18 protein-coding genes and 3 pseudogenes are annotated in these 21,153 nt (G+C 69.5%); 14 read left to right on the top strand and 7 right to left on the bottom strand.

Annotated features, from left to right (window positions below; translation table 11 throughout):
* Nucleotides 1–114: 114 nt before the first annotated feature.
* Nucleotides 115–522, top strand: a pseudogene (locus MOV08_RS02085) (alcohol dehydrogenase catalytic domain-containing protein); the annotation flags it as partial.
* Here MOV08_RS02085 and MOV08_RS02080 read toward each other — a convergent pair.
* Nucleotides 509–1,744 carry a Cmx/CmrA family chloramphenicol efflux MFS transporter gene (locus tag MOV08_RS02080; RefSeq protein WP_420834116.1) on the bottom strand — a complete coding sequence of 412 codons (1,236 nt, stop codon included), beginning with the start codon at nt 1,742–1,744 and terminating at the stop codon, nt 509–511. The pseudogene MOV08_RS02085 and the gene MOV08_RS02080 overlap by 14 nt on opposite strands.
* 367 nt (nt 1,745–2,111) lie before the next feature.
* On the opposite strand from MOV08_RS02080, the gene MOV08_RS02075 reads away from it, so the two are divergent.
* The 8 genes from MOV08_RS02075 (at nt 2,112) to MOV08_RS02040 (ending at nt 12,460) form a co-directional block, all read left to right on the top strand.
* Nucleotides 2,112–2,696: a TetR/AcrR family transcriptional regulator gene (locus MOV08_RS02075; protein ID WP_039629019.1), complete on the top strand. Its 585-nt coding sequence runs from the start codon at nt 2,112–2,114 to the stop codon at nt 2,694–2,696.
* An 824-nt stretch (nt 2,697–3,520) separates the two neighbouring features.
* Nucleotides 3,521–3,850 carry a hypothetical protein gene (locus MOV08_RS02070; RefSeq protein ID WP_275305921.1) on the top strand — a complete coding sequence of 110 codons (330 nt, stop codon included), beginning with the start codon at nt 3,521–3,523 and terminating at the stop codon, nt 3,848–3,850.
* 1 nt (nt 3,851) lies between these two features.
* The gene (locus MOV08_RS02065; protein WP_275305920.1) at nt 3,852–4,631 is read left to right on the top strand and encodes an SDR family oxidoreductase; all 780 of its coding nucleotides are present in this window, start codon (nt 3,852–3,854) and stop codon (nt 4,629–4,631) included.
* Between the two features lie 287 nt (nt 4,632–4,918).
* Nucleotides 4,919–5,380, top strand: coding sequence for an SGNH/GDSL hydrolase family protein (locus MOV08_RS02060; protein WP_275305919.1), 462 nt, complete (start codon nt 4,919–4,921; stop codon nt 5,378–5,380).
* Between the two features lie 365 nt (nt 5,381–5,745).
* Entirely contained in the window at nt 5,746–6,012 is a 267-nt protein-coding gene (locus MOV08_RS02055; RefSeq protein ID WP_052286421.1) for a phosphopantetheine-binding protein, read from the top strand.
* A 330-nt stretch (nt 6,013–6,342) separates the two neighbouring features.
* Nucleotides 6,343–7,584 carry an aminotransferase class I/II-fold pyridoxal phosphate-dependent enzyme gene (locus MOV08_RS02050; protein WP_275305918.1) on the top strand — a complete coding sequence of 414 codons (1,242 nt, stop codon included), beginning with the start codon at nt 6,343–6,345 and terminating at the stop codon, nt 7,582–7,584.
* 249 nt (nt 7,585–7,833) lie between these two features.
* Nucleotides 7,834–9,057: a beta-ketoacyl-[acyl-carrier-protein] synthase family protein gene (locus MOV08_RS02045; protein WP_275305917.1), complete on the top strand. Its 1,224-nt coding sequence runs from the start codon at nt 7,834–7,836 to the stop codon at nt 9,055–9,057.
* A 1,099-nt stretch (nt 9,058–10,156) separates the two neighbouring features.
* On the top strand, nt 10,157–12,460 hold the full coding sequence (locus MOV08_RS02040) for an MMPL family transporter (RefSeq protein WP_275305916.1): 2,304 nt from the start codon (nt 10,157–10,159) through the stop codon (nt 12,458–12,460).
* Nucleotides 12,461–12,594: 134 nt separating this feature from the next.
* Here MOV08_RS02040 and MOV08_RS02035 read toward each other — a convergent pair.
* Both MOV08_RS02035 and MOV08_RS02030 read right to left on the bottom strand, forming a co-directional pair.
* Nucleotides 12,595–12,747 (bottom strand): annotated as a pseudogene (locus MOV08_RS02035) (nucleoside-triphosphatase); the annotation flags it as partial.
* Between the two features lie 133 nt (nt 12,748–12,880).
* Nucleotides 12,881–14,161, bottom strand: a complete 1,281-nt coding sequence (locus tag MOV08_RS02030; RefSeq protein ID WP_275305915.1) for a chloride channel protein — start codon at nt 14,159–14,161, stop codon at nt 12,881–12,883.
* Nucleotides 14,162–14,575: 414 nt separating this feature from the next.
* Between MOV08_RS02030 and MOV08_RS02025 the strand changes: the two genes are divergently transcribed.
* The gene (locus tag MOV08_RS02025; protein WP_039639949.1) at nt 14,576–14,908 is read left to right on the top strand and encodes an ArsR/SmtB family transcription factor; all 333 of its coding nucleotides are present in this window, start codon (nt 14,576–14,578) and stop codon (nt 14,906–14,908) included.
* Between the two features lie 48 nt (nt 14,909–14,956).
* Nucleotides 14,957–15,637: an NAD(P)H-dependent oxidoreductase gene (locus tag MOV08_RS02020; protein WP_275305914.1), complete on the top strand. Its 681-nt coding sequence runs from the start codon at nt 14,957–14,959 to the stop codon at nt 15,635–15,637.
* A gap of 319 nt (nt 15,638–15,956) precedes the next feature.
* On the opposite strand, the pseudogene MOV08_RS02015 reads toward MOV08_RS02020, so the two are convergent.
* Both MOV08_RS02015 and MOV08_RS02010 read right to left on the bottom strand, forming a co-directional pair.
* Nucleotides 15,957–16,127, bottom strand: a pseudogene (locus MOV08_RS02015) (IS5/IS1182 family transposase); the annotation flags it as partial.
* Nucleotides 16,128–16,193: 66 nt separating this feature from the next.
* Complete coding sequence (locus MOV08_RS02010) at nt 16,194–17,006, bottom strand: sulfite exporter TauE/SafE family protein (protein WP_039629002.1); 813 nt, start codon at nt 17,004–17,006, stop codon at nt 16,194–16,196.
* A gap of 84 nt (nt 17,007–17,090) precedes the next feature.
* Between MOV08_RS02010 and MOV08_RS02005 the strand changes: the two genes are divergently transcribed.
* The 3 genes from MOV08_RS02005 (at nt 17,091) to MOV08_RS01995 (ending at nt 19,398) form a co-directional block, all read left to right on the top strand.
* On the top strand, nt 17,091–17,900 hold the full coding sequence (locus MOV08_RS02005; protein ID WP_275305913.1) for an AraC family transcriptional regulator: 810 nt from the start codon (nt 17,091–17,093) through the stop codon (nt 17,898–17,900).
* A gap of 79 nt (nt 17,901–17,979) precedes the next feature.
* Nucleotides 17,980–18,750 (top strand): MBL fold metallo-hydrolase, encoded by a 771-nt coding sequence (locus MOV08_RS02000; RefSeq protein WP_275305912.1) that lies wholly within the window; start codon nt 17,980–17,982, stop codon nt 18,748–18,750.
* Between the two features lie 180 nt (nt 18,751–18,930).
* Nucleotides 18,931–19,398, top strand: a complete 468-nt coding sequence (locus MOV08_RS01995; protein ID WP_275305911.1) for a hypothetical protein — start codon at nt 18,931–18,933, stop codon at nt 19,396–19,398.
* 113 nt (nt 19,399–19,511) lie between these two features.
* Here the strand turns inward: MOV08_RS01995 and MOV08_RS01990 are convergent, their stop codons facing one another.
* Nucleotides 19,512–20,606, bottom strand: a complete 1,095-nt coding sequence (locus MOV08_RS01990; RefSeq protein ID WP_275305910.1) for an amidohydrolase family protein — start codon at nt 20,604–20,606, stop codon at nt 19,512–19,514.
* A 238-nt stretch (nt 20,607–20,844) separates the two neighbouring features.
* A complete protein-coding gene (locus MOV08_RS01985) occupies nt 20,845–21,078 on the bottom strand; it encodes a hypothetical protein (RefSeq protein WP_275305909.1) in 234 nt (77 codons plus the stop codon).
* Between the last annotated feature and the right edge of the window lie 75 nt (nt 21,079–21,153).

Below are 21,153 nucleotides of genomic sequence, written 5' to 3'. Positions count from 1 at the left end.
TGCACCTGACGTCAACGCCAGGTTCTGGCGTATTGGGCGTCGGAGCTCGCCGAACATTCACCCCACTGATCCCATGAAACGGCCGGTCCCGGCCGCGTGGAAAGGCAGAACGTCATGCGCGCAGTTCGCTATCACGAGTACGGCGGTGTGGAGACCCTTGTGGTCGAGCGGGTGCCGGACCCACATCCCGGGCCGGGCGAGATCCGCATCCGCGTCGCGGCGGCCGGTGTCAATCCCCTTGACTGGAAGGTGCGTTCCGGGGCGGTGCAGGAGGTGCTGCCCGTGGATCTGCCCGCGATTCCCGGGCGTGATGCCGTCGGTGTGGTCGACGAGATCGGTGAGGGGGTGCAGGGGGCGAGCATCGGTGACCGTGTCTTCGGGCTGGGCGGCGTCACCGGCGCGACGGCGGAGTTGGCCGTGCTCTCGGCCTGGGCCCACGCGCCCACCACGTGGACCGACGAGGAGGCCCCCGGTGCCGGTCTGGCGTCCGTGACCGCGATGGGCGGACTCAGGGCGCTCGGTGCCAGCGGGTGGTGCCTGCCGGAGCGGTGAGCGGGATCTCGTCGTCCGCGGACCCGGGCGCCGCGCCGCCGCGGCGCCGTTCCGCGGCGTCGGCGGCTGTCCCGGCCAGGGCCGTGACCAGGGCGCCGAGAGCGAAGGCCAGTCCGACCCAGCTGGGCGACAGATAGCCGTGGCCGCCGCTGATCGCCAGTCCGGCCACCCACGGGCCCGCCGCGTTGCCGATGTTGAAGGCGGAGATGTTGCCGGCGCTCGCCAGCGTCGCGGCGCCCTTGGCCTCGTTGAGGACCCGGGTCTGCAAGCCGGGGTTGATGAGGAAGCCGGCGATGCCGAAGACGATGACCGTGACCGTCATGAGCACCTTGTGGTGCGCCGTCGCGGAGAACAGGGCGAGGCTCGCGGCCAGCAGCACCATGCCGATCCACAGGGTCCGCATCAGGTTCCGGTCGGCGAACCGGCCGCCCAGCACGCTGCCGCAGAAGGTGCCCACGCCGAAGAGGACCAGCAGCACGGGAACGACGGCCGAGGAGAAGCCGGTGACGTCGGTCAGCAGCGGCGTGATGTAGGAGTAGCAGCCGAAGAGCGCGGCCTGGCTGAGCGCGGTGGTGACAAGCCCCAGCCACACCCGGCCGCTCCGGAAGGCGGACAGCTCCTTGCGGACACTCGCCTCCTGCTCGGCCTTGTGGGAGGGCACCAGGGTGGCGACACCGATGAGGCCGATCAGGGCCAGCCCGTTGACCACCCAGAACGGCGAGCGCCAGCCCCAGTGCTGCCCGAGGAAGGCGCCGAGCGGGACGCCCGCGATGGTCGAGATGGTGAGCCCGCCGAACATGATCGCGATGGCGCTGGCCCGCTTGGACGGTGGCACCAGGTCCGCCGCGACCACGGCGCCGATGCCGAAGAAGGCGCTCTGGACCACGGCGGTGACCACCCGGGCGATCAGTAGGACGTGGTAGCTCTGCGCGGTGGCCGCCATGGTCTGGCCGGCCAGGAACACGATGAGGATCACCACGAGCGTGGCCTTCTTGGGCAGCCGCGCGGAGGCCAACGCCACCGCCGGCGCCCCGATGGCCGCGCCCACGGCGAAGGCGGAGATCAGGATGCCCGCGGTGGGGATGGACACGTCGAAGGCGTCGGCCATCTCCGGGAGTAACCCGGCGATCATGAATTCGGTGGTGCCTAGGCCAAAGATCGTAAGACCCAGGACGAACAGGGCAATGGGCACGATGAACCTCCAAGAGGGGGAGAGGGGCTGGAAGGGAACCCGTTGCTGACACGGGACTCCCGCCCGGGCCGGGGCAGGCGCCAGGGGAGTGCCCGGCGGCAGCACGGTTTCGGCGGGCGAACGCACCGGGAGTGGCCGTGCCCCGGCAACGGGCCAAGGGGGGCTGGGCCAGACGGGGCATCCGATTAGCAGGGCATCACGCTAGCCATGCTGGATCGATCAGTCCAGTAAGTTGCGAGAGCCTCACCGTCTAACTGCCCATGAATCAGGCATTATTCAGCATTTCGCGCCAAGCACTGGCGTGAAATGGCTCTTCGCGTGGGCTGCTTACTTGACCGTTCGTTCAAGATTCCTTACGGTCGAGGCCATGACGAGACAACGCGGCTTCGCGACGGACGAGGCCCTGCTCAAGATCATGCAGGTCTTCTGGGTGAAGGGGTACGAAGCGACCTCGATCGCGGACCTGTGCGAGGCGACCGGCCTCGGGCGCGGCTCGCTCTACGCGGCCTTCGGCAGCAAGCAGGAGGTGTACGAGCGCTCCCTGCGCCACTACGTCGAGAGCACCAACCGGCACCTGCGCGACCAACTCGCCCGGCAGGTACCGGTGCGGCAGGCCGTGCGCGATCTGCTGCTGGACAGGGTCGACGGATCGCTGGCCGACGCGGAACGCCCCGGCTGCCTGCTCGTGGGCGCCATCGTCGAACGCGTTGCCCAGGACGAGAGCGCGGCCCGCATCGCGCGGGACGCCATCACGGCGACGCTGGCCGCCTTCGCCTCCGCCCTGCACTCCGCGCGCGCCGCCGGTGAGATCCCCTACGAGACCGATGTGGACGCGATCTCCGGGTTCCTCACCACGATGGTGCAGGGACTGCGCATCATGAGCATCTCCGTGCCCGACCGGGATCTGCTCGTCTCGATCATCGACGCGGCACTCACCGCACTGCCCGAGTGACCGCTTCGGCGCACCAGGGCCACGCCGCGGGCGCCTGAGCCGTACGCATATCGAGCCTGCACTGCTCAAGGAGGGAATCCAGCATGCCTGCAAGTGATTCCGAGGGCTGCGTCATCCGCCGCTCGGAGTTCGCCTTCTCCGCCTTCGACCGGGGTGGGCTGCCGAGCCGGTGGAGCCTGCCATGGGGGCGGAGACCGTCAAGCTCAACGTCGTGAAGATCGAGCCGGTGTGGCGGCTCGGCCGGGTCTTCGAGAACGGGGGCCGTTGCCGTCTTCGAGGATCCGATCACGGTGACGTGACCGTCGAGCGGCTCGCGCTGGAGCGGACCTCCTCCCTCTGCTCGCCCACCGACCGGAACCTCGAACTCACCGCCGGCGAGGCGGGGATGACGGCCTGGGGCAGCTCTACATGTACGACCAGGGGCCTACGTACCCCCGGCGACGTGCTCTTCGCCCCGCACGGCGCCCCGCCCGGTGTGCCGCACGGCGCGCGGAAGCCGGCGACCGAGGAAGCGGCGAGCAGGAGGCGGTCTTCCTCTCCTGCGGTGGTCCGACGCCCTTCGGCCCGGCCCTCTACCGCGCCGCCGGTGTCCCCACCGACGTCAAGTGACCGCAAGGACAGGAGAATGCGCATGAACCTCCCGCAGAGGGCGGGGCCCGCTCCCCGTAGCCGGGGACCTGTCCCGCACGGGCAGCTCGACCAGGTCGCGCCCACCCGACTGCGGGGGAGAGCTCTGGCGGCGCACGCGGTCGCACAGCGGCGTCTACCTCGCAGCGACGCACCTCCTCTGCCCCGAGACGCGCGCCAGCCACCTGGCGCCGGAGTTGGGCACCGGGCCCGACGGCGCGTTCGTCCGCACCAGTCGCGAGTTCGCGCACCAGCGTCCGCCGCAGGACGGCCGTCCGCACCCCACCCTCCCCGCCGGCAAGAAGAATCTGGTCACCGAGGCCGGCTGGGGCGTTTCGCCCCCGGTCCAGAACACCGGGCTCGTCTTCGGCCCGTGCGACCGCGGCGAGCAGGAAGCGCTCGGGCGGATCCTGCACTCCTCCTACGACCCCGACGGGGCGCTGACCCCCGCGGTCCGCCTGCCGCAGACGTCCAAACACGCACGCACAGCACAGCGAATGTCCCCAGCGCTACCCGAGGAGCAGTGAAATGACCGTGAAGACAGCCGTGAAGACAGCCGTGGTGACAGGTGCAAGCAAGGGCATCGGCCTCGCCGTGACCCGCTTCCTGGAGGAGGACGGCTTCCGGGTCGTCGGCGCCGCCCGTACCGTCACCCCGGAGCTGAAGGAGGCGTCCTCCCTCGCCGTCTCCGTGGACCTGGCCACCCCGCAGGGGCCGGCCGAGCTGATCCGGCAGGCACACGGGGCCTTCGGCTCAGTGGACGTGCTCGTCAACAACGTCGGCGCCTTCTCGCCGCGCACCAGCGGGTTCGCGGCGATCGACGACATCGAGTGGCAGCACACCTTCGAGCTCAACTTCTTCGGTGTCGTCCGCACCGTGCGGGCCGCACTGCCGCACCTGGTGGCGAGCCAGGGCTCGATCGTCAACGTCTCGTCCGCACGAGCTCGCGGGCCGCAGCCGCCCACGGTGGACTACGGTGCCGCCAAGGCCGCGCTGACCAACCTGAGCAAGGCGCTGTCCATGGAGCTCGGGCCCAAGGGCGTCCGGGTGAACACGGTCTCCCCGGGCCCCACCCGGACCCCCGCCTGGACGGACGCCGACGGCTTCGGCGCGGGGCTGGCGGCCGCCGCGGGCAAGTCGCTCGAAGAGTTCCTGGAGGGTTTCCCCGGCATGGCCGGGCTGACCACCGGCCGGCTCACCGAGCCGGAGGAGGTGGCCGAGGTGGTCCGGATGCTGGCCTCCGGCCGCACCAGGGCCGTCAACGGAGCCGACTTCGTCATCGACGGCGGGCAGCTCAAGACCGTGTGAACCACCCGTGCCCGGCCCCCTGTTCACCGTGGTGGCATCAATGCACGGCGAACAGGGGGCAGTTCGTCCCTTCTTCCGGCCCGAAGACACACGGGCCGCCGGGAAAACGCCGCAGCGTCCTCTCCAACCACTACGGCCGCTTTCCCCCGACCGTTGCCGAGGCCCGGGTTGCCGAGGGCAGGACCGCCGACGAGATCGTCACCGAGACCGGCACAGCGCTGAGCTTCGACGGCTCGGGGCACGTGACGATACCGGCGCGTGGCGAAGTGGTCAGCGACGCTGTCCACTTGCCCGTCCAGGCTGGCACCGACCTCGTCCTCAGCCTCTGTCTGCCGGAGGAGATCGGCCCGTTCGCCGGCGCGATCTACCCCGGCCACAACACCCCCGAAGGACTTGCCGCACGACGCCAGGTGAACGACTGGATCCGCACCAGCGACACCTTCGACTCGGTCTTCGATGTCGCCGACGCCGTGGCGGACCCGGCCAGGCCGGACCACATCCCCCCCGAGTTCGACAGCGGCGACGGCATACACCTCAACGACGCCGGAGCCCATGCCATGGCCGCCCCCCTCGACCTGAACGCACTCCGACTCTCAACTTGCCGGGTGCCTTGCCAGGTCTCTTGCCGGCACGGCACGAGCATCAGGCCCAGGGGCCGCAGACAGCCCGGAAAGAGCGCACGACAGCGAGCCGCCATCTGCTCGGATGCCGTAACGGCGGCCGGCGATCGGCACGTACGGCTGGAGTAGCAGGAGGTGGTGGTTCCGTGTCAAAGTCGCCCGGCGCGGACCATGATTTGCGCCCAAGCAACTCGACAAGGCCAGTTGAGGGACCATCCCGTTTGGCGGATCGGGCGGGCGGCCACCGCCTTCCGGGTGCAGAATCGATAAGGCGGCTGGTCGGAGCCGGTCGCGGGACAGGAATTGTCGGCGTGCGCGAGCGTATTACTCCCCGCGCAGAATTCAAGCAGGAAAGCGACGTGCCACCTGAACCTCAACGGCGCCGTGCAAACGCAAGGGCCGCGGTGGCAGACTCCACTGAACGTCCGGAGTCCATGGTAAGTCCGTGGTCTGTGTTGCACGAGAAGACATCGGTACGAGAAGGGTGTTCGCTAATGTACGAGACACTCTCCCGCCTGCTGGTTCAGGAGTTCGGGATTTCGTCAGACCTGGTCCATCCCCAATCAACGGCCCGAGCGCTCGAAATGGACTCGCTGTCGTTGGCGGAGCTGACAGTGATGATCACGGAAAGGACGGGGCTGCGGTTCGACGAGGGTGGTGTGACGCTCGACAGTACGCTCGAAGATATTGCCACGCACTTCGTCCCGTCCGGCGAAGGTACCTCTCCGCACGGGGATTCCATGCCTTCCGTCCTGGAGTAGGCACGGCTGAGTGCCTACTGCGGCATCCCGAATACCCGGTCATTTGGGAAACACTTGGGGGAGCGCCGCGGCCAGCTGACCGGGCAGAACACTCTCAGCCCTCCGGGCGCCGAATCGAACGTGAGCGGCTGGCCCGACGGTCGCGGGACAGGTATTGTCGGTGTGTGAGTGAGCCGCTTGCTGCTCGGCATTGAGCAAGAAAAGGAACGGCGACGTGTCATCCGAGCCGTGTTCTACACGGCGCAGCGGCTGTAGTGACAGACTCCATGGAAATTTCGGAGTTCGCAGTCTGTGTCCCAGTAGGACGTTTCTTCACCACATTCGTGGCCTGTGGGTGACCACCCGGTCCGTGAAGAGGTGTCGAACCATATCGACAGGATGACCATGACTGGCTGGATCGCTGATGCTCCCCTGCTCGACGAGTTCACCTCCCGTCGCGACATCTACCCCTATTACCACGTCATCGAGGACCGGCCGACGCCAGGCGAGGTCGTCGTCGACGGCATACGCGCGGTCAACGCAGCCTCGACGGATTACCTCGGGCTTACCGCCGACCCCGGCGTGCGCGCGGCGGCCTCGCATGCCGCCGCCGAGTACGGTACCTGTTGGACCGGATCTCCGATGCTCGGCACCGTCCGACTCCATCATGAGCTGGAAGAGGAGTTGGCCGACTTTCTCCGCCGCCCCGCGGTCATGCTGACCGTAACGGGATTCCAGGCCAACCTGACTCTGTCCTCCCTTTTCGACACCGGCCACATGGTGATCGCGGACCAGCACATCCACGCCTCCCTGCTGGAATCCCTCCGCCTCGGACGAGCCGAGTGCCGCCGGTTCGGGCACAATGACGTCGCCCATGCCGAAAGGCTCATGCGGATCTCTGCCGACAAGGGAAAGGTCCCCGTCATTGTCACGGAGGGCGCGTTCTCCCTCGGCGGAGACCTCTGCCCGGTTCCGGAACTTGCCGCACTCGTCAAGCGCTACGGCGGCGGCCTGATCGTCGACGGTGCGCACGACATCGGGGTGCTCGGAACCAACGGGCGAGGCGTCGGCGAGCACTTCGACGTAGAGGAGGGGATCGACCTCATCACCGGTACCCTCTGCAAGGCGTTCGGCTCCGTCGGCGGGTTCGTCGCGGGCTCCGTGAAGGCCATCCGCAGCCTGCGCCACTTGGGAAATGCGGCGATGTACTCGGCATCGATGGCACCTGCGTCCGCGGCCGCCGCGTTGGCGGCCGTACGGACGGCTCGCGCCCGGCCCGAGCTCCGCGCCGCATTGTGGGAGTCGGCTCGACGTCTGCACCGCGGCCTGGCGCAGCAAGGGCACCGTGTGCCGTCCTGGCCGGGCCCCGCGGTCGCGCTGCCGGCGGGGCAGCCCGATCAGGGTCTGAAGACCTTGGAAGACGGCCTGAAGACATGGCGGGCGTTCCTCGAAGCGGGTGTCTATACAGGGGCATTTCTGCCCCCCAGCGTGGCGGGGGACCGGCTCGCCCTCCGCCTTTCGGTCACGGCCGCGCACACCCCGCAGCAGGTTGACCGGATCCTTGAGGTTGTCGGACAGCTCCTGCCGCCCTGATCCGATGGGCCCGATACCGCCGAGCTTCGCCCGGGCCGCACCACCGGCGCTGCCGTCCATCGGACCGTCAGGCCAGCAGAAGCGGCGAAGTGCGCGAAGTGCCTGACCTGCCGTTCCGAACCACGCGGCCCACCTGCTCGCCCTGCGGCGAGCTGCCGGCACCGGTACGTGCCGTCGCGGTCGCCCTGAGAGCATGGGAGACCCGCCGCTCTGCCACCACGTCGCCATGCCCTACCGAAGGGAGCGGACATGCGATGCAAGGCTGCTGTCACCGGCATAGGGATGATCACCCCCGGCGGACTCACCACCGACGCCACCTGGGCCACGGTGTGCCGGGGGCAAAGCGTGGCTCGCACCGATCCCGACCTGGCCGGGCTCCCTGTGGACATCACCTGCCGGGTCGACGGGTTCGACGCCGACGCCGTTCACGGCAGGCGGTTGGCCCGACGCCTGGACCGCTTCACCCACCTCGCTCTCGCCGCAGCCCAGCAGGCAGTCAGGGACGCCAAACTCGAACCGGGCGCCTGGAACGCTCCCCGCGTGGCCGTCGTCCTCGGCGTCGGTGGCAACAGCATGAACACCTACTTCCGCGAGTTCGAAGTCCTGAGCCAAGGCCACCCGGAACTGGTTTCCCCCCTCGCGCTGCCGCGCAGCGTTCCGAACATGGCTGCCGCCGAGGTCGCCATCGGCCTGGGGGCCCGCGGCCCGAACTTCACTGTTGCCAGTGCGTGTGCCTCCGGTGCCACGGCCCTGGCGGTCGCCGCCAGCATGGTTACCTCGGGCGCCTGCGACATCGCTCTCGCGGGCGGCGCCGAATCCGGACTCTCGCGGATGACCGTCACTGGCTTCCAGCAGATGCACGCCCTCTCACAGCGCACCGACGCTCCTCGACTCGCTTCACGTCCGTTCGACGTCGACCGCGACGGCTTCGTCCTCGCAGAGGGCGCTGCGGTCCTCGTCCTGGAGCGCCCCCAACACGCCCTACGTCGCGGTGCCGACCAGCGTGCACTGCTCTGTGGACATGCCTGCACCTGCGATGCCTACCATCCGGTGGTCCCGCATCCTGAGGGCCTCGGCGTCGAACACGCGCTGCGTACCGCGTTGAAGGAGTCGGGCCTCGATTCCCGCGACATCGGGCACGTCAATGCCCACGGCACCTCCACCCCGGTCGGCGACACAGTCGAGGCACGTGCCCTGCATCGCATCTTCGGCCCGGTGCCGCCCCCCGTCACCGCACCGAAGAGCATTCTGGGCCACTCTCTTGGAGCGGCCGGTGCCATCGAGGCGGCCCTGACCGTCCTCACCCAGCAACACCAGCTCATTCCCCCCACTGCCAACCTCCACCGCCAAGACCCCGACTGGGAACTGGACATCGTCACCCAGGCTCCCCGAGCGGCGGCCATCAACGCCGCCGTCAGCAACTCCTTCGGCTTCGGCGGGCACAACACCGTCTTGGTGTTTGCAGGGGAATGAGCGCATCGGACGGCGCTGTCACGTTGCTGGGCGTGAAGTCTGCTGAACCCTTTCCCGGCCTGCCCGCCAAGCGCGCCCTGCACCAGGATTCCAGAACGTTCCCGTGAGCGCTCCAGCGCGCCACGGGCGTGCCGCGCCGTTGACTCCGGTGCGGAGACGAGCGCCCCACCTGGACGTGCCTATATGGGTCGCACGATCCCTTCCCAGACATTCACTCGACCGGGCCAGTCTCGGTGACAAGCAGGCGGTCACGGGACGCACCCCACCCGGGAAGCCAACAACGACAGGGCGACAGGGCCCCTCCCGCCCCTGCCTCGCGCGCGACAGTCATGGCTCGATGGCGATGCTCTCGGCTGTGTGGTGAAGTGGGGGCGTGACGGACCGTCGCATCCGGCGGCGGGTGCAGGATCGAGGCCGTCCACTCCGTCCCACCCAGACGCTCGGCCTACGCCGTTGCCACTGGTCACCCCGGAGCAGTAGGCGCTCGGTAGCGGCTCTGAGGTGCCTTGCGCGCCAGGCACGGGCGGCTCAGTGGCTGGGCGGTCACAACGACGGCCAACCGCAATCCGTGTGCTGCACCCATGAGGTGCTCCGGCCCCACCCGGCTGGGGTAACGCGACGCTCAGTGCGACTGCAGAGGTGAGAGTGATGGGACATGGGTGGATGCGGTTCGGCAGTAGTGACCGGAGCAGCGGTGGCCCTACCAGCGATCTCCTACCGCCAGGAAGAGTTCACGCACATGGCGGACGACGGGGCCAAGCGACGGCTCGTCGACCGGATCGCCGCGAGCTCCGGCGCGCTCGGCAGCGGTCGACCCTGCTCGTCAGCGCTGCATCCGGGCGGACCCCGCATCCTCGACGTCGCCGAGAGCAGCCTCGGCCATCCCCCCGCCCCGACACACTCGCTGCCTCCCGACACGAACTACGGGTACACGGCAACTGCGCCTCCGCGGCCCTGCCTTTGGCGGTGGAGGAGTTGCAGCGCCGGTCTCTGCTTCCGCCCGAGCGATACGGCCCGGCCGTAGCCTTCACAGTTCTGTGTCTGGGCGTCCGACCGCGCGAAGGCAACCGAACTTCCAGTGGACCGAGGGGACTTCACCGTGTCCAACGCCACCAGAACCACCACCGCCGGAAGCCCGCCCCCCGGACCCGGGCTCGGGAAGCGGGCCGACCGTTCCCGGCTCGCCGCCCTCGGACGTCTCCTGGTCCGGCGCCGCGTACTCGTACTGGTTGCCGTGCTGCTGGCCGTGGCAGCCGCCGTCCCGATCGGTGGAGGTGTCTCCGACCGGCTGTCCGGCGGTGGCTTCACCGACCCGGCGGCGGAGTCGTCGAAGGCCGCGAAGCTCCTCGCCGACCGCTTCGGGTCGGGTGCGCCCAATCTGGTGTTACTGGCCCGCACCTCAGGTTCGGTCGATGACCCGCGGGCCGCGACCGCCGGTCGAGACCTCAGCCGCCGGCTCGCCCAGGAGCCGGGCGTGCTGTCGGTCACGTCGTATTGGACGACCCCGCACGAGTTGGCGTCGCCGCTGAGGGCCCGTGACGGGCGCTCGGCGCTGGTGCTCCTGAGACTGGGAGGCGACGAGGACCGGGTACGGGACATCGCGAAGGAACTGGTCCCCCGTTTCACCGGCCGTCAGGGGGTGCTGAGTCTCTCTGCGACCGGGACCGCGCAGGTGTATGTGGAAGTCGAGAAGCAGAGCGACCAGGATCTCGTCCGGGCCGAAGCGTACGCGGCCCCGGTCATGCTGCTGATCCTGCTCTTCGTGTTCGGCAGTGCGGTGGCGGCCGTCCTTCCCCTGCTCATCGGCGTGTGTTCCATCCTGGGCACCTTCGTCGTACTGAGGGTCCTGTCCGAGCTGACCTCGGTGTCCGTATACGCCATCAACATCACCACCGCGCTGGGCCTGGGCCTGGCCATCGACTACAGCCTGTTCATCGTCACCCGTTACCGGGAGGAGAGGGCGCGCGGCCTGGACACCGCCGAGGCGGTCGCGCAGAGCGTCCGCACGGCCGGACGCACGGTGCTGTTCTCCGCGCTGACGGTGGCGCTCTCGCTGTCGGCTCTGCTGGTCTTCCCGCTGTACTTCCTGCGCTCCTTCGCCTACGCGGGCGTGGCAGTGGTAGCGCTCTCGGCCATCGCGGCCCTGGTGGTACTGCCCGCGGTGCTCGGCCTGCTCGGCCCACGGATCGACGCGCTGGACGTGCGGCGGCTGTTCCGCCGCGGACCGCAACCAGGCGCCGACCATGACACGTTGGCCGGGCCGGCCGACGGGACCGCGACAGGCGGATTCTGGCACCGGCTCGCCACTGCCGTCATGCGGCGACCGGTGCTGTGTGCGGCCGGAGTGATCACCTTGCTGGTGCTGCTCGGCCTGCCGTTCACCCGGATCTCCTTCGGCCTCGTTGACGACCGGGTCCTGCCCATCAGCGCGCCCGCGCACCGTACGGCACAGTCCGTGCAGGAGGAGTTCTCCAGTCGCGAGACTTCCGCCCTGTCCGTAGTACTGCCCACCGTCAGTGGCTCCGCCGACCGCGACCGGATCGCCGCCTACGCCGCCCGCCTGTCGACTCTGCCGGACGTGGCCCGGGTGGACACCGTCACAGGCTCCTACGCCGCAGGACGGCAGGTGGTGGCCGCGTCCGCAGCCTCCTTCGCCGCGGGTGATGCCAGCTGGCTGTCCGTGGTGCCCTCGGTCGAGCCGGACTCCTCCGCCGGCGTCAAACTGGCGGAGCGGGTGCGGGCGGACAGCGCACCGGGCCCGGTGCTCGTCGGAGGCGACGGTGCGGAACTCGCGGACACACGTGACGCGCTCGCCGCCCGGCTGCCCGAGGCAGCGCTGATCATCGGTGCCACGACGGTGGTGCTGCTGTTTCTGTTCACCGGCAGCGTGCTGGTCCCGTTCAAGGCCGTACTGCTCAACCTGCTCAGCCTGACCGCAACCTTCGGCGCGATGGTGTACGTCTTCCAGGAGGGCCATCTACGGTCCCTGGTTGGCGACTTCACGGTCACCGGCTCGGTGGACATCTCCATTCCGGTACTGATGTTCTGCGTCGCCTTCGGACTTTCCATGGACTACGAAGTGTTCCTGCTCTCACGGATCAAGGAGGTGTACATCGAGACCGGGGACAACCCCCGGGCGGTCGCCGCCGGGTTGGAGCGCACGGGACGCCTGGTCAGCGCTGCGGCCGTACTCGTCGCCGTCGTCATGCTCGCGCTGGCCACGTCGGGGATCACCTTCCTGAAGCTGCTGGGCGTGGGCCTGGCCCTGGCCGTGCTGCTGGACGCCACGTTGGTGCGCGGCGTGCTCGTACCGGCCGTGATGAGACTTGCCGGGCGGGCGAACTGGTGGGCGCCACCTCCTCTGCGCCGCCTCCACCGCAAGCTGGGGCTCTTGAGTGCGTAGCCGGCCACAGGCCCGTCCCCTTGCCGAGCTCGTCGACCACTGGGGCACCGATGCCGGTGACGGTGCCGACAGCCCATCGAGGGTGGCGAATCGGCGCTGACCTGGGCGGATGAGGTTATCGCCAAGGACAGCGTCTCCAGCGCGAATCCGGTCCGGATGCCGCCTTGCCGGATCTCCTCCGTGGTGAAGCCGACAGTCTTACGGGTGTGCAGCAGCATGGCCAATCTGCGGACAACCGTTGTCTTGCCCACGGCTGGTCGTCCCTCAAGCAGGATTCGTGTCGGCATCTCGCACTCCCTATCAGGTCCGTTCTACGAGGTTTCCACCGCACCAGGAGGCGTACAATTCAGCTCCATCCGCGCAGCGCATCCCTCCGTTCGGGCTCCGCCGGGCCTGCGCCGTGCGGCAGCCGCAGCGCGGTCACTGGGCGGGGAGGCGTACGGAGTAGATGGACGGGGTGTCGAGTCTGCGGGAGACGAGCATGGCTCCGCAGACGGCGAAGAGCAGGGGGACCATCAGTGCGTCGATGGTGCGGGTGAGTTCCAGCATCAGGACCACCGCGGCGGCGGGTGCCTGCATGGCGGCGGCGAGGACTGCGGCGGCGCCGATGACCGCGAAGCCGGCCGCCGGCCCCGGCCAGGCATGTGTCCAGCCCTGGCCGGCGAGGGAGCCGAGCAGGGCGCCGGTGGCGACGGTGGGGGTGAAGAGCCCGCCGCTGGCCCCGCTGCCCAGGCTGCCGGCGGTGGCGAGCGGTTTGAGGAAGAGCAGCGCCACCAGCGCGGGGGCGGCGAGCTGCGCGCCGAGGGTGAGCTGGACGATGTCCTTGCCGTTGCCGAGCAGTTGCGGATACGGGACGGCCAGCACGCCGACCACGGTGAACACCAACAGCGGCATCACCAGCAGCCGCGACCCTGTTGGCCGGTGTCGGTGCGCGATCCGGATCATCCGTACCCAGCCGACCGCGGCCAGCCCCGCCACGGGGCCGATCAGTACGGCGAACACGGTGAGGGAAGCGGACACCCCCACGTTCGGCAGCCGGTAGGTGGGCCCGGTGGGCAGCACCGTCCACGAGACCGCCGTGGCGATACAGGAGGTCACCAGGGCGGGCAGGGCCAGTCGCAGCGACAGGACGCCGAGCATCGCCTCCAGGGTCAGCAACGCCCCACCCAACGGGACGTTGTACACGCAGGCCATGCCGGCCCCGGCGCCGCAGGCGGCCAGCAGCCTGCGATGCGCGGTGCCGATGTGCGCCCAGTCGGACAGCCGGGAGGCCAGCGCGGCACCGGTCAGGCGCGGCGCCGCCTCCCGCCCCAGCGAGGCGCCCATGCCCACGATCACCACGGACAGCACCGCGGTGCCCAGGCTCCGCCGCAGCGGCAGGCGTCCCTCGTCCCGCCACAACGCGGTGCTCACTTCCGAGCCACCGGGCCCGGTCCACCACCGCAGCAGCCACCAGCCGATCCCCGCCACCGCCCCGGCGGCAGCCAGGGCCACCACCCGGCGGGCCGCGCCGGCCTGCTCGACGGCGGTCAGGAAGTCGCCGGACCGGTAGGAGTACGTCAGGTGGGCCGCCGCGTGCAGGAGCACCATCAGGGCGGCACCGGCGAGCCCCGCCAGCACACCCGTGGCCACCGCCAGCAGCCAGAACCGCACGGACAGCGCGGGCACGTCCGCCGGTGCGAGAAGGTTGGGCTGCCCCACGGTGCCGGCCTTGCCGGCCCTGTCCCCGCCACGGTCACCGTTTCGTCCGTAACCCACTCGCCCACCCTTCCCGGGAAGCCGGCCACCACCGAGCCGTTGCCAGGCATCGTCTCCCGCCCCGACGTCAGAAAGCCGCGCACGGCTCGCGTGTCGCGCCACCGTGCACCCCCGGCGCCGGAGGAACCGGCCTGTCCCGGCCTGTCCCTCCAACCCAACAGACACCACCACAATCACCACCACAACCATCGCCGTTCACCACCGCTACCGACACCACGAATGCCCCATGCCCGTGGAGCTGCGGGACACGGCTGCTGACTGGGACGCCCCTGAGCCAGACCGACGAGAATCGCCCATCAGGCATCGGGATATCGTGGAGTGTCGGAGTGTTGGAGCGTCTGGCGAGAGAGGTGGCTCATGGTGGCGACGGCGGAATCGGGGGCGGGTGACCTGATCGAGGTGTTCAAAGCTCTTGGGAACCCGGCCCGTTTGCAGATCATGCAGTGGTTGAAGGACCCCGACGCGCACTTCAGTGAGTACGAGCCGATCGCGGACCGCAAGTCGGTCGGCGTGTGCGTCACGCACATCCAGGCGAAGTCGGGACTCGCCCAGTCAACGGTCTCCAGCTATATGAGCACGCTCGAACGGGCGGGGCTGGTGCGTCCCACCCGGGTCGGCAAGTGGACCCACTACCGCCGCGACGAGGAGCGGCTGGCGCAGGTGGCGCGAGCGATCGGCACCACGCTCTGACTTCCGACTTTCGATTGACACATCGTAATACGTCGATATGATTTTCTCATGTCGACCTTCGATGCTGCTCCCACCGCCCTGATAGTCCACGCCCACCCCGAGCCCCAGTCGTTCAGCACCGCCCAGATGGCCACCGCGGCCCAGGCCCTGCGCGATGCCGGCTACCGCGTCGACGTCCTCGACCTCTACTCCGAGGCATGGGCCCCGACCCTCGCCCGCGAGGAGTTCGGGCCGGTGGAAGGCCACTTCAAGCCGCAGGCCGAGCAACAGCGCGCGGTCAAGGACGGAACGCTCGACGCGACTGTCAGGGACCATCTCGATCGGCTGCTCGCCGCCGATCTGCTCGTGCTGTCGTTCCCGCTGTGGTGGTTCTCGCTGCCCGCCATCCTCAAGGGGTGGGTGGACCGGGTCTTCGTGATGGGCGCGGTCTTCGGTGGGGACCACGGACTCTTCGGCGACGCGGCGCTCGCCGGGAAGCGGGCCATGCTGCTGTTCACGACCGGCGGGTCCAGTGAGTCGTTCCAACAGGGTGGCACCTTGGGCTCGATGGACGACTTCCTGTTCCACATCCATCGCGGCATGCTGGAGTTCGTCGGCTACCAGGTCCTCGATCCCGTGGTCACCTACGGACCGGCCCACCTGACCGACCAGGAAAGGGCGACGGCGCTGGACGCGGTCCGGGAGGCCGTTGCGCTCGCCGCGGCGGACGCACGCCCCGCCGTTCGCTGACGCCTCCGCACGGTGCGCCGTCGGCTGTGTGGGGTCGCTGTCGGCTACCCCGTGTGGGCCGAGGGGGTGGGGGCGAGAAAGCGGGATGAGGGCCTGCCTGTGGCCCTCGTGGCTACAGCCAGCCTTCCAAGGCATCACGGAGATGGTTGTCCTCTCCGCGCAGGAACAGGGCTGGTATTTCCACATCGGGGCTTGTCGCAGCCCGCTCGTCGTCCTATGCGGTGCCCCCGTCGCCGGGGTCGATGACGAACGGCTCGTCGTCCGGATCACCACCCGGCCGCTGCTGCCACACGAGTCCGTGGCGCCTGCAGGACAGGCGGCGGGGAACACGTAAGCGGGCCATGACATCCGTCAAGGCAGGTGCGTCACCGGCCTGTCCGGCGGTGAGAACGGAGGCCGGCGGTCGGCAGCAGTCATCTGCCGCGAGGCGGATCTGCGTGCCCAGTACGCCGGGGGACCGGCCGACGGCGTGATCGGCTGGTTCTCCGGCCGGGGCCGCTTTCTTGCGGGCCCGGCCGCATCCGCAGGCGGTTGTGGAGAGCCAAACGCATCTGCCTTACCCCTGGTCTCCTGACACCAGCATCGCCAGCGCCACCAGGGCGAGGAGGCCGACGTAGGCCCGGGCGTAGATCCGGTCCGGGATCCGTGGCGGTCGGCGCCGGAGCACCGCGATGACCGGCAAGCCCCCCACGAGCAGCGCCGCGGCCGCGCCGACGTCGACGAGACCCACCAGGTGCACGTGGGTGCCGCCGGAGGTCGGAAGCGCGGCGCCCAGCAGGGAGACCACGGTGGCCGGCAGTGCGATGGCCAGGGTCAGGGGGTTGGCCAGCGCGGTCGCCACATGCATGGTGTGGCCGGCCCGCCGCGCCGCGGGCACCGTCATGACGCTGCCGCCCACGCCGAGGAAGGCGGCGATCGCACCGATGGGCGCGCCCAGCAGCGCAGGCAGCTGCCGTGGCGCGGCGGCCCTCGCCTCCTCGCGTGTGCGCGGGCGAAGGAAGCCGGGGCGCAGGAGGAGGTCGACGATGGTGAGCGCCACGTACCCGACGAACGCCCAACGGACCAGCGTGGCCGGGGCGAGACGGCCGGCCGACGCGCCCATTGCGGCGCCGGCCGCCAGCAGCGCCAGCAGCCCGCCGCTGCCGCGCAGGGCGACCAGCACCCGCCGTGGCGTGACGGCCGTCGCGAACCCGGCGTTCACCACCATCACCAGGGCCGAGGTAGCGGTGGCCACCCGCATCGCGTCCGCGCCGAGCGCGGCGTCCGCCCACACCACCACAGGAACGGCGACGAACCCGCCGCCGAACCCGAACAACACGGTCGTCACCCCGGTGAGGAGGCCGATCCCGATCAATGCCACAACGTCCATGGGACCACTCCAGCAGTTCCACCGGACGTCCCGCATGCGAAGATCGGCAAGGATTCTTCGCGTCTCGGCCACTACAGTTGCCGGGTGAAGAACGTCCCCTTGGACACCGTCGACCACGTCGACCGCGCGGTTCTGCCGATCGGCACCGACTACCCGCCAGGCCATGTGCTCGACTGGCACCAGCACCGACGCGCGCAGTTCCTCTACGGCGCCACCGGTGTCATGGTCGTCGACACCGCCCAGGGCACCTGGACCGTGCCGCCCGAGCGTGCCGTGCTGATTCCGGCAGCCACCCAGCACCGGGTCCGCATGGTGGGGGTGAGCACCCGGAGTCTGTACATCGAGCCGGACGCGGTCCCCTGGTGGCCCGCCGGCTGCACGGTCGTGGACGTGCCCCCGCTGCTGCGCGAACTGCTCGCGAGCGCAGTGGAGTTCGAGGCCGACTACGCCCTGTCCGGACGGGACGGGTGCATCGCGACGCTGCTCCTGCACGAGATCGCCGCGCGCACGCCCCTGCCGTTCCACGTCGCGATCCCTTCCTCCGGCGACCTCGCACAGCTCTGCCGCGCCTACCTGGCCGCGCCGGACGTCGCCGTCACCAATGCCGAATGGGCCGACCGGTCGGCCATGAGCGAACGGGCCTTCACCCGCCGGTTCCGCTCGGAGACCGGTGAGAGCCCTGCTGTCTGGCGGGCCCGGGCCCGTCTCCTCGCGGCCGTTCCACTGCTGCGCACCGCGTCCGTCAGCGCGGTCGCCGGCCGCCTGGGCTATGCCTCTCCCGCCGCGTTCACCGCAGCCTTCACCCGCGCCTTCGGGCTGCCGCCGTCCCGCTTCGCCGCGACCCACCACGGCGGCGAACGCGGCCCCACCCGCCGTCCCCTGCACGCCACCTGAACGCGACGCGGGCCACGTCAAGGGGAAGCGGGTCGGGGAATCGTGCAGGCCCGTGGATCGTGTGTTCTAGGATCACGGGATGGGCAACGAGCCTTTTTCTCTCACGGTCCTGGGGTGTGCGACGCCCTATCCGAGTGCGGACAACCCGTGCTCGGGCTATCTGGTGTCGAGCGGGGACACCCGTGTCTGGATGGATGCGGGCAGCGGGACCCTCGGCCCGCTCCAGCGTCATGTGCGCCTGGACGAGCTCGATGCGATCTGGATCTCGCACCTGCACGCCGATCACTGCGCGGACCTGCTCACCGCCTACTACGGCGCCCTGTACGCGGACATCCGCCTGGCGGCGCCGATCCCGCTCTACGGCCCGGTGGGGATCGCGGACCGGTTGGCCGGCTTCCTCACCAACACCCCGACCCGCAGTCCGATCGAATCGGCCTTCGCCGTCACCGAGTTGCACGACCGCCACCAGGCGACGATCGGCTCGCTCCGACTGACCAGCCGGGCGGTGGCGCACGACGTTCCGGCCTTCGCCGTGCGCATCGAGGCGGGGGACAGGTCGTTGGTGTATTCCGGCGACACGGCGCCATGCCCGAGCCTCGCCGAACTGGCCGCGGGGTGCGACGTGTTGCTGTGCGAGGCCGAGAGCGCACAGGCGCCTGTCGAGGGCGAACAGGTCCACCACACGCCCGAGGACACCGGTGACACGGCGCGCGGGGCCCGGGCGGGCCGGCTGATCGTCACACACGTCGGCCGTTTCCTCACGCCGCGGCAGGCGGTGGCGCGGGCATCGGCCCGGTTCGACGGTCCCGTCGAATACGCCGCGCCCGGCGCCACCTTCACCTTCCGTTAGCTCGCCGCAGCCTCAGGGCGTCCGCCGAGGCGGCCGGGCGGGCAACAGGCCCTGGCGCCGGAACGGAGGGGGACGGCACCCCGGGATTGACATAGGCACGCCAAAAATCATGGGGCATCTGCCTTGTTCTCTTCAGGGGCGCATGCCTCAATTGGCACCCCCTCACAAAGGTGGTCCCCCATGAGACACAGCAAGCTCGGCATCGGCTCATTACTCGGCGTCGGCATCGCCCTCGCGGGCACCCTCGCGATGGCACCGGACTCCGTCGCGGTGACTCCGGACACCGCGACCCTCTCGTTCGACTGCGGTAGCTACGGCTCCGGCACGGCCACGCTCACCGCCACCCAGAACGGCACGGACGCGACCATCAGCGTTTCCACATCGGCGATCTCCTCGCCCATCGACCTCGGGGAGAACTCGGTCACCTCGCAGCTCACGATGACCAAGAACGGCACGGACACGACGGTGTTCAGCGGCAGCTCCAACCCGGCGATCCCGGCCGGTGGCGCGGTCTCCACCGGACCGCTCACCGGCACCGTCGCCCCGGGGGACAAGTTGGAAGGCTCCTCGCTCCAGGTGGTGGTGCTGGGCATCACCGCAACCTGCAAGGCCACGTCGCCGCAGACCCCGGGACCGTTCGTGTTCTGACGGCGGGCATGACGGCACGGCCCGACGGGCAGTGGGGTCGGCGGCCGGACAGCGGGGTCGACGGACAGCGGTCGTCGACCCCGCGCGTCACTGCGGGACCTCGTTCTGCCTCGTCACTGCGCGCGGCACACCTGCGGCGCCGTCTCCTTGATGCCGAGCAGACGGAAGTAGTTCTCACCCAACGCGATGTCGCGGAACGCCGTGTCGTTCAGCGCCTTGTTGATGCGGCTCGTGACTTCGAGCTCTTCCTGGTAGACCTGGAAATCCTTGTTCCGGGAAGCCACGAAGTCGGTTCCGGGAATGGCTCTGGTCGGATTGCGGTCGAGGAAGGACGCGTACTTCGCCCGCACCCCCGGCTTGCTGAAGTACTGGTCCTCCAGGACGCGCCAGCTGAGGTCCAGCGTCAGGTTGGGGTGTTCGTCGAGGAGGCGCTGCATGAGGCGGATGTGCTCGTCCGGGTTCATGGTGGACAGTTCCTTGGAGAGTCCCATATGAGCCCAGACGATCTTGTTGTCGGGGTAGCGCCGCAGCACCTCTTCCATCAGGTGCAGGTATTTCGTCGGTTCGGCGTTGCTGCCCAGGTCGGAGTGGAGGGTGATCGGAATCCCGCGCTCCCGCAGCGTTTTCATGAACGGCGCCCAGTTCTTGATGTTCTCGCTCGTCGCGGGCTTGTGGTGGTTGGGGAATAACGCCTGTTTGACGAGGTTCACCTCGCCGGCCCAGCGGAACATATCCGGGTACTCGCTGTCGTAGAGCGCGATCCCGGCGGGGATCGTCTCCGGGCGGTTCAGGTCCATGAAGGTCATGGACAGGGTGAGTTCGGGATCCTTCGACTGCTCCTGCGCATAGTCGGACGCGTTGACGAAGTCGTTCTTCATGCTCGGCGTGACGGGCGTGCCGGGGCAGTCCAGGTAGTAGGTGCAGCCCGAATTCACGGGCAGCGTCTGGCCGATGCCGTACATGCTCGCGTGGCGCACGCCGCTCTTGCGGAGATATCCGGTGAGTTCGTCGAAGGGAATCGCCTTGCCGCCGAAGGGGCGGAAGTGAAGGTGACTGTCCACCGCCGAGGTGTACGGCTCGGTCGCCCGGTCGTAACAGCCGCGCTCCAGTCGCCCCGCGTCGGCGCCGGCGGGCGAGGCGACGACGGCGACGGCCGTCAGGGCCGCTCCGAGCACGGCGAGATGCCGGTGGATTCGCGCCTTGCTCATGGGACCTCCGTTGTTGCTGATGCCGAATGGGTCTGCAGGGATTCTTACGGACCCGTGCCGGGGCACACCGCGAAATTCGGACGATGTGCGGGGCGCGCCATTCGGAGCGACCGCATTGCTGTCACGCGCCACCACGCGCCACCACATGCCCAACAGGAAAGCCTTTCGACAGGCTTCGCCTCCTGAGCAGGCACGTCGAGAATCACCGCCACCCTCGCCGCCGCCGCTCTGCGCCAACTCACAGGAACCGCTGGGAAATCGCCGGCACGATCATCATCGCGAGGGAAGCGGCCGCCGCGAGCGCCGCGCCCACGGAAACTCTGCTGAGCAGCCACAGCAGAGCACCCCAGGGTTGCGGATTGGCGCCCAACCGCACGCCCTTTCCGAAGGAGACTTTCAGGGGCAGCAGGCGCAGGAAGAGCAACAGCGCCGCCGCGCCGCTCACGTTCGTCGCGTCGACCGGAGCATTCACCGACGGCTCCGCGCACACCTACGAGCAGGCCGAGAGTGGTCCACGACAGACTGGGCGACAGCTCGGGCTTCTCTT

The organism is Streptomyces yunnanensis (genome assembly GCF_029011865.1).
GTDB classification, from domain to species: Bacteria; Actinomycetota; Actinomycetes; order Streptomycetales; family Streptomycetaceae; genus Streptomyces; species Streptomyces yunnanensis.
This window is presented reverse-complemented; position numbering and strand designations above follow the sequence as displayed.

Coding starts and splice junctions, on each gene's coding strand:
- MOV08_RS02075 (WP_039629019.1), top strand. CDS start 2,112: ATGACGAGACAACGCGGCTTCGCGACGGACGAGGCCCTGCTCAAGATC.
- MOV08_RS02065 (WP_275305920.1), top strand. CDS start 3,852: ATGACCGTGAAGACAGCCGTGAAGACAGCCGTGGTGACAGGTGCAAGC.
- MOV08_RS02055 (WP_052286421.1), top strand. CDS start 5,746: ATGTACGAGACACTCTCCCGCCTGCTGGTTCAGGAGTTCGGGATTTCG.
- MOV08_RS02045 (WP_275305917.1), top strand. CDS start 7,834: ATGCGATGCAAGGCTGCTGTCACCGGCATAGGGATGATCACCCCCGGC.
- MOV08_RS02025 (WP_039639949.1), top strand. CDS start 14,576: ATGGTGGCGACGGCGGAATCGGGGGCGGGTGACCTGATCGAGGTGTTC.
- MOV08_RS02020 (WP_275305914.1), top strand. CDS start 14,957: ATGTCGACCTTCGATGCTGCTCCCACCGCCCTGATAGTCCACGCCCAC.
- MOV08_RS02010 (WP_039629002.1), bottom strand. CDS start 17,006: ATGGACGTTGTGGCATTGATCGGGATCGGCCTCCTCACCGGGGTGACG.
- MOV08_RS02000 (WP_275305912.1), top strand. CDS start 17,980: ATGGGCAACGAGCCTTTTTCTCTCACGGTCCTGGGGTGTGCGACGCCC.
- MOV08_RS01995 (WP_275305911.1), top strand. CDS start 18,931: ATGAGACACAGCAAGCTCGGCATCGGCTCATTACTCGGCGTCGGCATC.
- MOV08_RS01990 (WP_275305910.1), bottom strand. CDS start 20,606: ATGAGCAAGGCGCGAATCCACCGGCATCTCGCCGTGCTCGGAGCGGCC.